The sequence below is a fragment of the Streptomyces sp. NPDC037273 genome, from assembly GCF_055603625.1.
Window position 1 is genome coordinate 393911 of record NZ_JBVJVO010000001.1, and the last position, 10179, is coordinate 404089.

At 72.9% G+C, this 10179-nt stretch carries 10 protein-coding genes and 1 riboswitch; all 10 genes read right to left on the reverse strand.

Features of this window, described 5'->3' with window-relative positions; all coding sequences use genetic code 11:
• Window positions 1-75: 75 nt before the first annotated feature.
• Window positions 76-612 carry a PadR family transcriptional regulator gene (locus tag ACZ7G1_RS01740; protein WP_470877611.1) on the reverse strand — a complete coding sequence of 179 codons (537 nt, stop codon included), beginning with the start codon at window positions 610-612 and terminating at the stop codon, window positions 76-78.
• An 87-nt stretch (window positions 613-699) separates the two neighbouring features.
• The gene (locus ACZ7G1_RS01745; protein ID WP_470877612.1) at window positions 700-2715 is read right to left on the reverse strand and encodes an FAD-dependent oxidoreductase; all 2016 of its coding nucleotides are present in this window, start codon (window positions 2713-2715) and stop codon (window positions 700-702) included.
• 94 nt (window positions 2716-2809) lie between these two features.
• Window positions 2810-3670: an ATP-binding cassette domain-containing protein gene (locus ACZ7G1_RS01750; protein ID WP_470877613.1), complete on the reverse strand. Its 861-nt coding sequence runs from the start codon at window positions 3668-3670 to the stop codon at window positions 2810-2812.
• Window positions 3667-4416, reverse strand: a complete 750-nt coding sequence (gene cbiQ / locus ACZ7G1_RS01755; protein WP_470877614.1) for a cobalt ECF transporter T component CbiQ — start codon at window positions 4414-4416, stop codon at window positions 3667-3669. The genes ACZ7G1_RS01750 and cbiQ overlap by 4 nt, the downstream gene beginning before the upstream one ends.
• Window positions 4417-4422: 6 nt before the next feature.
• The gene (locus ACZ7G1_RS01760) at window positions 4423-4875 is read right to left on the reverse strand and encodes an energy-coupling factor ABC transporter substrate-binding protein (protein ID WP_470877712.1); all 453 of its coding nucleotides are present in this window, start codon (window positions 4873-4875) and stop codon (window positions 4423-4425) included.
• A gap of 20 nt (window positions 4876-4895) precedes the next feature.
• A complete protein-coding gene (locus ACZ7G1_RS01765) occupies window positions 4896-5594 on the reverse strand; it encodes an energy-coupling factor ABC transporter permease (protein ID WP_470877615.1) in 699 nt (232 codons plus the stop codon).
• Window positions 5595-5622: 28 nt separating this feature from the next.
• Window positions 5623-5855: riboswitch (cobalamin riboswitch) on the reverse strand.
• Between the two features lie 84 nt (window positions 5856-5939).
• Window positions 5940-6326, reverse strand: a complete 387-nt coding sequence (locus ACZ7G1_RS01770) for a PTS-dependent dihydroxyacetone kinase phosphotransferase subunit DhaM (RefSeq protein ID WP_470877713.1) — start codon at window positions 6324-6326, stop codon at window positions 5940-5942.
• Between the two features lie 80 nt (window positions 6327-6406).
• Window positions 6407-7027, reverse strand: a complete 621-nt coding sequence (gene dhaL, locus ACZ7G1_RS01775) for a dihydroxyacetone kinase subunit DhaL (protein WP_470877616.1) — start codon at window positions 7025-7027, stop codon at window positions 6407-6409.
• 61 nt (window positions 7028-7088) lie between these two features.
• Window positions 7089-8081 carry a dihydroxyacetone kinase subunit DhaK gene (gene dhaK, locus ACZ7G1_RS01780; protein WP_470877617.1) on the reverse strand — a complete coding sequence of 331 codons (993 nt, stop codon included), beginning with the start codon at window positions 8079-8081 and terminating at the stop codon, window positions 7089-7091.
• 165 nt (window positions 8082-8246) lie between these two features.
• The gene (locus tag ACZ7G1_RS01785) at window positions 8247-9959 is read right to left on the reverse strand and encodes a SulP family inorganic anion transporter (RefSeq protein WP_470877618.1); all 1713 of its coding nucleotides are present in this window, start codon (window positions 9957-9959) and stop codon (window positions 8247-8249) included.
• Window positions 9960-10179: the final 220 nt, after the last annotated feature.

Consider the following 10179-nt stretch of genomic DNA (forward strand, 5'->3'; position numbering starts at 1 on the left):
CCCTCCCCGTCGCCCCTGCCTCACCCGGGCCGGCACCGCCGCGCCGCGCTCTGGCTGGCGTAGGGGGCCGGGCGGTCACTCGGGGGTGAGTTCCGTGAGGGCGTGGGTGAGCCATTCGACCCAGAAGCGCTCCATGTCGATGCCGCCGCGGAGGACGAGGTGGCGGAGGCGGTCGGGTTCGGTGTGGCGGCGGTCGGGGGGGAAGTCGCGGTGTTCGATGGCGAGGTATTCGTCCAGCTGCTCGCGGTGGAGGGCGAGGTGGCGGCGGAGTTCGGTGCGGAGGCCGGGGGCGCCGACGACGGCGGCGGCGCGCATGCGGAGGAGGAGGGCGGCGCGGAGGGGCTTCGGGTCCTCGGTGCGGGCGACCCAGGCGCTCAGCTCGTCGCGGCCGGCGGGGAGTACCTCGTACTCCTTCTTCTGTCCTCGGGCGGGGGCGGCGGAGGGGAGGGCGCGGATGTGTCCCGCCTGTTCGAGTTTGCCGAGCTCGCGGTAGATCTGCTGGTGGGTGGCCGACCAGAAGTAGCCGATCGACTTGTCGAAACGGCGGGTCAGTTCGAGCCCGGAGGACGGCTTCTCGAGCAGGGCGGTGAGGATCGCGTGCGGCAGGGACATGCTCGCATCCTAGGTTCGGCCGTGGACGGTGATCACGCGCGCGGCGGGGAGCCGCCCCGCCGCGCGCGCTTCACGACTCCGTCGGCGTCAGAGCGTCGCGGCCAGGCGGGTGCCCTGGTCGATGGCGCGCTTGGCGTCGAGTTCGGCGGCGACGTCGGCGCCGCCGATGAGGTGGGGGGCGCGGCCGGCGGCGACGAGGTCGTCGTACAGCTCGCGCTTGGGCTCCTGGCCGGAGCAGAGGACGACCGTGTCGACGGGGAGGAGCTGCGGCTCGCCGTCGATGGTGAGGTGAAGGCCCTCGTCGTCGATGCGCTCGTAGGAGACGCCGGCGACCATCGTGACGCCCCGGTGCTTGAGCTCGGTGCGGTGGATCCAGCCGGTCGTCTTGCCGAGGCCGGCGCCGACCTTGGTGGCCTTGCGCTGGAGCAGGTGCACCTGGCGCGGCGGGGCGTTGCGCTCGGGGGCGCGCAGGCCGCCGCGGTTCTCGTAGGAGGTGTCGACGCCCCACTGGCGGAAGTACGTCTCGGGGTCCTGGCTGGCGCCCTCGCCGCCGTCGGTGAGGAACTCGGCGACGTCGAAGCCGATGCCGCCGGCGCCGATGATCGCGACCCGGTCGCCGACGGGCGCGCCGTCGCGCAGGACGTCGAGGTAGCTGACGACGCTGGGGTGGTCGACGCCCGCGATGTCCGGCGTGCGCGGGGAGACGCCGGTGGCGACGACGACCTCGTCGTAGCCGTCGAGGTCGGCCGCGGCGACGCGGGTGCCGAGGCGGACCTCGATCCCGCGCTCGTCGAGCTGGACGCGGAAGTAGCGGAGCGTCTCGTCGAACTCCTCCTTGCCCGGCACGCGCTTGGCGACGTTGAGCTGGCCGCCGATCTCGGCGGCGGCGTCGAAGAGGGTGACGGTGTGGCCGCGTTCGGCGGCCGACACCGCGCAGGCGAGGCCGGCCGGGCCCGCGCCGACGACCGCGACGCGCTTGGCGAGGCGGGTGGGGGAGAGGACGAGCTCGGTCTCGTGGCAGGCGCGCGGGTTGACCAGGCAGGACGTGATCTTCAGGTTGAAGGTGTGGTCGAGGCAGGCCTGGTTGCAGCCGATGCAGGTGTTGATCGTGTCGGCGCGGCCGGCGGCGGCCTTGGCGACGAACGCGGGGTCGGCGAGGAACGGCCGGGCCAGCGACACGAGGTCGGCGCGCCCTTCGGCGAGGATCTCCTCGGCGACCTCGGGCGTGTTGATCCGGTTGCTGGTGACCAGCGGCACGGACACCGCGCCCATGAGCTTCTTCGTCACCCAGGTGTACGCGCCGCGCGGCACCGAGGTCGCGATGGTGGGGATGCGCGCCTCGTGCCAGCCGATGCCGGTGTTGATGATGGTCGCGCCGGCCGCCTCGATCTCCTTGGCGAGCTGGACGACCTCGTCGAGGGTCGAGCCGCCGGGAACGAGGTCCAGCATGGACAGGCGGTAGACGAGGATGAAGTCGGTGCCGACCCGCTCGCGGATCCGGCGGACGATCTCCAGCGGGAACCGCACGCGGTTCTCGTAGGACCCGCCCCAGCGGTCGGTCCGCTGGTTGGTCGCCGCGGCGATGAACTCGTTGATCAGGTAGCCCTCGGAGCCCATGACCTCGACGCCGTCGTACCCGGCCTCCTTGGCCAGTTCGGCGCAGCGCGCGTAGTCCTCGACGGTCTGCTCGACCTCGGCGTCCGTCAGCTCGTTCGGTACGAAGGGGCTGATCGGTGCCTTGATCGCGCTGGGTCCGACGAGGCCGGGGTGGTACGCGTACCGCCCGAAGTGCAGGATCTGCATCGCGATCCGGCCGCCCTCGGCGTGCACCGCGTCCGTGATCAGCCGGTGCTCCGCGACCTCCTCCGCCGTCGTCAGCTTCGCCCCGCCGTCCCACGGCCGCCCCGCCTCGTTCGGCGCGATGCCGCCCGTGACGATCAGCCCCGCCCCACCCCTCGCCCGCTCCGCGTAGAACGCCGCCATCCGCTCGAAGCCGCGCTCCGTCTCCTCAAGGCCGACATGCATCGACCCCATGATCACCCTGTTCGGCAGGGTCGTGAACCCCAGGTCGAGCGGGCTCAGCAGATGCGGGTACGGGGTCATGGGGGCGCCTCCTCGCGCAGGATCGTCCCCCCTTTCTAGGGGACCCCCACCCCCTTATGCAACTAGTTGCAGAACATCTGCGACGTGACCTCTACTACTCGGTAACGAAGACGTCGAGGTCCTCAGGGGTGCGGGGCTCGGGGGAGTCCGGGGGGAGGAGGCCGTGGGTGCGGAGGAGGCGGGTGACGGAGGTGGCCCAGGGGCGGCGGAGGCGGGCGGAGGAGAGGAGGGCGTCGTCGGAGAGGAGGTCGGCGACCGGGCCGGTGTGGAGGCCGGCGGGGGAGAGGACGGCCGCCTCGTCGGCCCAGCGCAGTGCGAGGTCCACGTCGTGCGTGGCCATCAGCACCGTCGTGCCCGAGGCCCGCAGCCGTTCGAGCGCGTCGAGGAGCCGCTCCTGCCCGTGCGGGTCGAGCCCCGCCGTCGGCTCGTCCATGATCAGCACCCGGGGGCGCATCGCCACCGCCCCCGCGATCGCGGCCCGCTTGCGCTGCCCGTAGGACAGCAGGTGCGTCGGCCGGTCCTCCAGCGCCACGATGTCCAGCGCCTCCAGCGCCTCGCGCACCCGGAGCCGTACCTCTTCCTCCGGCAGCCCCAGGTTCATCGGCCCGAACGACACGTCCTGACCGACCGAGGCAGCGAACAGCTGGTCGTCCGGATCCTGCGCGACCAGCTGGACCGTCGACCGCAGCCGGGTGAGCCCCTTCCGGTCGTACGCCACCGGCGCCCCGTCGAGGAGCAGCGACCCGCTCCCGCACCGCAGCCCCCCGCTCAGCAGCCGCAGCAGCGTCGTCTTGCCGCTGCCGTTGCGGCCGAGGAGCGCGACGGCCCGGCCCTCCGCCACCGCGAAGTCCACCCCGGACAGGACCGCCGGCCCGTCCTCGTAGGCGAAACCCGCCTTCACCAGCTCCACCACGGGCGTCGCGCCCTGAGCCGTCGCCGGGTGCTGAGACGTCACGGAAGAAACCTTTCCAGTACGAGAGTGAGGGCGACGAGCCCTCCGAGGAGCCCGCCCGTCGCCGCGAGGAACCCACGGGAGACCGGGCACACGGGCACCAGCACCCGCAGCGTCCCGTCGTACCCCCGCCCCGCGAGCCCCGACTGCAGGCGCTGCGCCCGGTCGAAGGCCCGCACGAAGGTGGTCGCGCCGAGCCCGGCCAGCGAACGCCAGGTCGCGGCCCGCGTGGTGTGGCCGAGCCGGGCCGCCTGCGCCTGCCGGATCTTGGACAGCGAGTCGAGCAGCAGGAAGATGATCCGGTACATCACGAGCGCCACGTCCACCACCGGCGCCGGCACCCCCGCCCGCACAAGCCGCGGCAGCACGTCCGACACCGGCGTCGTGAACGCGAACAGCAGCACCCCCAGCGAGGCCGCCGCCGTCCGCGACAACAACTCACCCGCGTGCACCGCACCACCGGGCGCCCACGCCACCATCCCGCGCGCCCCGCCCACCTCGAACAGCAGCGGCACCGCGCCCGTGACACAGAACCCCAGCGGCACCCGGAACGCCCGCCACAGCTGACGCCCCGCCACCCCCGCCGGTCCCAGCAGCACCCCCAGCGTCACCGCCGCCACCAGCACCGCCCCCGGCCACGGCGGCAGACACACCGCACACAACGTCAGCCCGAACCCGAGCAGCGCCTTCTCGGCCGGATGGCGAGAGCGCCAGCGACTGCTGTGCGCCGCCGCGTCGATCGGCAGCATGAACGCCTACGCCCCCGGCCCGCGGGTGTCACGACCGGCAGCGCGGTCGCCGTCGGCGGGCGCGTCGGGGCCGTCGGCCGCCGTCGTGGCGGAGCCGGGCCCCTCGGCCGGCACCTCACCCGCCCCATCCGCCTCAGCCGCCCCTCCGGCCTTCGCCGCCAGCGCCGTCCCCTGCCGCCGCCCGCGCCGCAGGCCGAAGTAGTACGCAAGGACCCCCGCGCCCAGCGCCGCCTGGAGGGCGAACAACGCGGACTCGATCTCGCCGGACGGCGGTTCGTACAGGGGGCTGAACCAGGGCTCGTAGTCGGGCTCGAGCTCGGTGATCGCGGTCTCGGCCTCCGCGTCGGAGCCGGTGAACGGGGCTTCCTTGTGGTCGCCCAGGCCGAGCACGAGCGGCAGGACCGCGAGCGCGACGACGACGAGCAGCAGCAGGCCGTTGATCTTCGCGTTGCGGCTGATCTTGCGGCTGATCTTGGGGCTCATCGGGTGGCCGCCTCGTCCTGGAGTTCCGTGCGCGGGCGGGGGAGCACGCCCAGGCGGGTCAGATCACCCTTGCTGGACTGGGTGAGGAGCCGCATCACGAGCACGGTGAGCAGGCCCTCGCTGACGGCGAGCGGAATCTGCGTCACCGCGAAGATCCCGCCGAACTTGGCGAGCGCGCCGGGCACGCCGCTGCCGGGGTCGGGGAAGGCGAGCGCCAGCTGCACGCTGGTGACGCAGTACGTGGAGAGGTCGGCGACGAACGCGCCGAAGAAGACGGCGACCATCAGGGGCGTACCGAACTTCCGCAGCAGCCGGTAGGTCCCGTAACCCGCCCAGGGCCCGACGATCGCCATCGAGAAGGCGTTCGCGCCGAGCGTGGTGAGGCCGCCGTGGGCGAGCAGCAGCGCCTGGAACAGCAGGGTGATCGTGCCGAGGACGGCCATGATCGGCGGCCGGAACAGGATCGCGCCCAGGCCCGTACCGGTCGGATGGGAGCAACTACCCGTCACCGAAGGCAACTTGAGCGCCGAGAGGACGAACGTGAAGGCGCCGGACGCGCCGAGCAGCAGGGTGGATTCGGGGTTCGACCGCACCTCGCGGGTCAGCGCGCGGACCCCGTGGACGACGAACGGGGCGGCCGCGACGCCCCAGGCGGCGGCGTGCGCAGGGGGAAGATACCCCTCGGCTATATGCATGGTCGGGAGACCTCTCCAGCACCTCGTGGATGGACAACGCACCCTGGCCGGTCTCCTGGCTGACGGTCATGCCGTCCGACTCCGCCTTCCCACACCCCGACGGTCTCCCGTCGCGGTCCAGTGGCTTCCCCGAGGGCGTTCCCGCGGGGGTGGAGCCGGACCTCCCGATCACAGTGGCGAGGGCCGCACCGGTACTTCACCGGTTTCCCGTACACCAAGGCCCTGCGACATTAGTGCGTTGACCAGGTACATCACAACACGGTCGCCACCCGGTGCGGCCTCTCCGTCACTCCGCGCACCCACCCCCGAGGCCCGTTCCCGGCGGTGTACGTACGCCTCCGCGCCTCATTCCTTGCGGTAGCCGTACGCCTCCGAAGCCGCCGCCACCACCGCCTCGATGTCCCCGCCGACACTCGCCGTCACCAGCGCCGCGACCGCCCCCTCGACGAACGGCGCGTCCACCAGACGCGCCCCTTCGGGCAGTTCGTCCCCCTCGGCCAGCAGGGCCTTCACGGTGAGCACGGCACTCCCCAGATCGACCAGGAGCGCCACCCCGGCCCCCCGGTCGACCTCCTTCGCCGCCTCCGCGATCAGCTCGGAACTCGTCCCGAGCCCCCCGTCGGCGGTCCCGCCCGCCGGCGCCACCGGCGCCAGCTCCCCACCGCCCGCGAGCCCCCGCGCCAACTCGGCCACCGCCCCCGCCACCGCCGCACTGTGCGACACGAGCACGATGCCGACATGCGCGGAACCGGCACCCGCCGGACCCCCGCGCGCCCCGCCCGCCTCCGGAGCCGTACAGCCGCCCTCCCCGCTCACGACACCCCCTCCGCGTCCGCGGTCTCCGCGAGCGTCGCGAACAGCAGCGCCGAGGACGTCGCACCCGGGTCCTGATGCCCGACGGACCGCTCGCCCAGGTAGCTCGCCCTGCCCTTGCGGGCCACCAGGGGTACGGTCCCCACGGCACCCTCATCGGCCGCCCGGCGCGCCGCGCCGAACGAGTCCCGCAGGGCCTCCACGGCCGGCGTCAGCGCGTCCAGCATCGTCTTGTCGCCGACCTGCGCGCCGCCGAGCTGGGACACCGCGGCGACGCCCGCGCCCAACGCGTCGGCGAGCCGCGCGCGGCCGATCCGCTCGTCCTCGCCGAGGGCCTTCCCGGCGCGGCGGAGGAGCGTCCCGTACAAGGGCCCCGACGCGCCGCCGACGGTGGAGATGAGCTGTCGCCCGGCGGCGGTGAGCACCGCTCCGGGCAAGGCCGGCGGTTCCTTGGCCAGCGTCTCGGTCACGGCGGCGAAGCCGCGCTTGAGGTTGGCGCCGTGGTCGGCGTCGCCGATCGCCGAGTCGAGCTCGGTCAGCCGGTCCGCCTCGCGCTCGACGGCCGCGGCGACCGCCGCGAGCCAGCGCACCAGGAACTCCGCACCGAAGGTCTCCGTCATGCCCCCACCATCTCCTTCTCCCTCTCCCCTTGCGACCTCGCCCGTGTCCCCACGGCCCGACTCACCGCCCCCAGCGCAGCGCGGGCGTCTCCACCGGAGCGTCCCAGAGCCGCAGCAGTTCCTCGTCCACCTGGCACAACGACACGGAGCAGCCGGCCATGTCGAGCGACGTCACATAGTTTCCGACGAGCGTCCGCGCCACGGGCACACGCCGCTCCGCGAGCACCCGCTGCACCTCCGCGTTGAAGCCGTACAGCTCCAGGAGCGGAGTGCCGCCCATCCCGTTCACGAGGACGAGCACCGGCCCCGTCGGGCGCAGGTCCTCGACGACCGCGTCCACCGCGAAGTCGGCGATCTCCCCCGACGTCATCATGGCCCGCCGCTCACGCCCCGGCTCGCCGTGGATCCCGACACCCAACTCCAGCTCCCCCTCGGGGAGATCGAACGTCGGACTGCCCTTCGCAGGCGTCGTGCACGCGCTCAGCGCCACCCCGAACGACCGCGACCGTTCGTTCACCCGTCGCGCGATCGCCTCCACCCGCTCCAGCGGCGCCCCCTCCTCGGCCGCCGCCCCCGCGATCTTCTCCACGAACAGAGTGCCCCCGGTACCCCGCCGCCCCGCCGTGTACAGGCTGTCCCGCACCGCCACGTCGTCGTCGACGAGCACCTTCGCGACCTGGATCCCCTCGTCCTCCGCGAGCTCCGCCGCCATCTCGAAGTTCAGCACGTCCCCGGTGTAGTTCTTCACCACGAACAACACCCCCGCCCCACTGTCCACCGCCGCCGCCGCCCTCACCATCTGGTCCGGCACCGGCGACGTGAACACCTCCCCAGGGCACGCCGCCGCCAACATCCCCGGCCCCACGAACCCCCCGTGCAACGGCTCATGCCCCGACCCACCCCCCGACACCAGCCCCACCTTCCCCGCCACCGGCGCGTCCCTCCGCACCACCACCCTCCGCTCCACATCCACCGTCAGCTCCGGATGAGCCGCCGCCATCCCCCGCAGCGCATCGGCCACGACGGTCTCCGGAACGTTGATCAGCATCCTCACGGGTATCTCCTCGGGAAACTATCGGGCAGCCTGGTGAGCCGGTTCTGTGCAGGTCAAGCCTGACGACAGATCAGTTCGGGTGCGAGCCGACGACCTTCGCGTGTGCGCAGCATGGAGGAAATTATCGACGCCTGACAGCGCGCCGCACAGAGAGCGTCAGTTCGATCAGCCGCCGCACCGCTCATCTTCGGAGGGTGGCGCTCCGGCCCTGCTCCGCGCTTCGGTGAGGGCGGCGTCGAGAGCGCCGAACAGTTCCCTCGTGGCGGGGACGATGCCGCTGTCGCCGAGTCGGTCGGCGAGGCCGGAGCGGACGAGGAGGCGGGCGAGCGGGGGTTGGACACCGCAGAGGACCAGGTGGCAGCCGTGGTCGGAGAGGTGTTCCGCGTACCGGTCGAGGAGCTTGAGCATGGCCGAGGACGGCACGTCGGGCAGGGCGCGGACGACCAGGACCAGGACCGCGCCGCGCGCCCCGTCGGGGCGGGGGAGCTGGGCCTCGATGCGGGGCAGTTCGGCGAAGAGGGAAGCGCCGGCGTAGTCGAGGACGGTGACCTGGCCGGGGGTGAGGGCGGCGGGGGGATCGGCGGTCTCCCAGCGGCCGTCGTCCGTGGGCACGAGGGCGACGAGACGCGCCTGACGGGCGGCCTGCGCGCAGTAGAGCAGAAGGGAGAGAACGGCGCCGAGGATGATGGCCTGCTGGAGGGGGAGCTGGGCGGTGGCGAGGAAGGTGAGGAGCATCGCGCCGGCCGACATCCACGAGGTGCGGAACACCAGCCGGATGTCGTGGCGCTTGCCCCAGATCAGCTCGCCGCCGACGACCAGGATCAGACCGCCGATGACCGGCATGGGGATGTGCTCGGCGAGCGAGCCGCACAGCAGGACGACCAGGGCGAGGAAGACGCCGGAGACGACACCCGCCCAGCGCGTACGGGCCCCCGCCGACACCGCGACACCTGTACGCGACATCGACCCGCCCGAAGGCAGCGCCTGGAACAGGCCGCCGGCGAGGTTGGCGTACCCCTGGGCACGGAAGTCACCGTCGATGTCGGAGCGCGAACCGTCCGGGTTGGGCATCGAGGGCGCGATGCCGGCGGCCTGGGCGAGCGCGACGAGGGCGACCGAGACCGCGCCCCAGACGAGGTCGGGCGCGGCCGAGAGGTCCGGGGCGGTGAAGGAGGGCAGCGCGGCGGGAATCGAGGCGATGTCCCGTACGAGTTCCACGTCCGGGGCCAGCAGCGCGACCACCACGGACAGGGTGACCATGGCGATCAGCAAGGCCACCGGTTCGAGACGCCTGACCGTGCGGGCCGCCGCCCAGACTCCGATGGTGGCGAGCGCGGTGATGGTCGCGGCGAGCTGCCAGTCGCCGATGTGCCACAGCCAGTTCCCCAGTTGGTAGAGCTTGTTGTGCCCCTCCGGCTCGTACCCGGTGGCGTCCTTCAGGACCCCGGTGATGATCTGGAGCGCGATACCGGTGGAGAAGCCGGTCATCACGGCGTTCGACACGAAGCTCATCACAGCGCCGAGCCGCAGCGCCCCCGTCAGCAGCATCACCGCCCCGACCATCACCGTCAGCAGCGCGATGTTCCCGGCGTCCTTCGGGTCGAGGCCCGCGTCCGACAGCACGCTCTGCGAGGTCAGCGCGATGGCGCTGGTGAGGGTGGTGACCATCAGGACGGTGCGGGAGGTGAGCGAGCCCACGATCGCGGGAACCACCCCCGCGTACAGTCCGGCGACCGGGTTGAACCCCGCGATCGCCGCGTACGCCATCCCCTCCGGGATCGAGAACAAGCCCGTCACCGCCCCCGAAGTCACGTCGGACGTCGTGGGTCGCCCCAGCCCCTTCAGCCTCACCCGCAACCCCGCACCCCTCTCACCCATCCCGTCACCCGCTCACCGAGCCTGACGGCGCGGTGGCCGGAGCACGAGCCGGAGTCACCCATCCGGGCGACGGCCGAAGGGCGGGCGCCACCGACACGGCCTGGGGGCCGGGGGGGAGCGTCCGCCCGGGACGTCTGGCGGGGGGGGGGTCGATTTCGGGGATTCCTTTTCGGGTGGAGGGGGGGGGGGGGGGGGGGGGGGCCCCTCTTGTTCCCCCCCC

Coding starts and splice junctions, on each gene's coding strand:
- ACZ7G1_RS01740 (WP_470877611.1), bottom strand. CDS start 612: ATGTCCCTGCCGCACGCGATCCTCACCGCCCTGCTCGAGAAGCCGTCC.
- ACZ7G1_RS01785 (WP_470877618.1), bottom strand. CDS start 9,959: ATGGGTGAGAGGGGTGCGGGGTTGCGGGTGAGGCTGAAGGGGCTGGGG.
- cbiQ (WP_470877614.1), bottom strand. CDS start 4,416: ATGCTGCCGATCGACGCGGCGGCGCACAGCAGTCGCTGGCGCTCTCGC.
- ACZ7G1_RS01745 (WP_470877612.1), bottom strand. CDS start 2,715: ATGACCCCGTACCCGCATCTGCTGAGCCCGCTCGACCTGGGGTTCACG.
- dhaL (WP_470877616.1), bottom strand. CDS start 7,027: ATGACGGAGACCTTCGGTGCGGAGTTCCTGGTGCGCTGGCTCGCGGCG.
- ACZ7G1_RS01765 (WP_470877615.1), bottom strand. CDS start 5,594: ATGCATATAGCCGAGGGGTATCTTCCCCCTGCGCACGCCGCCGCCTGG.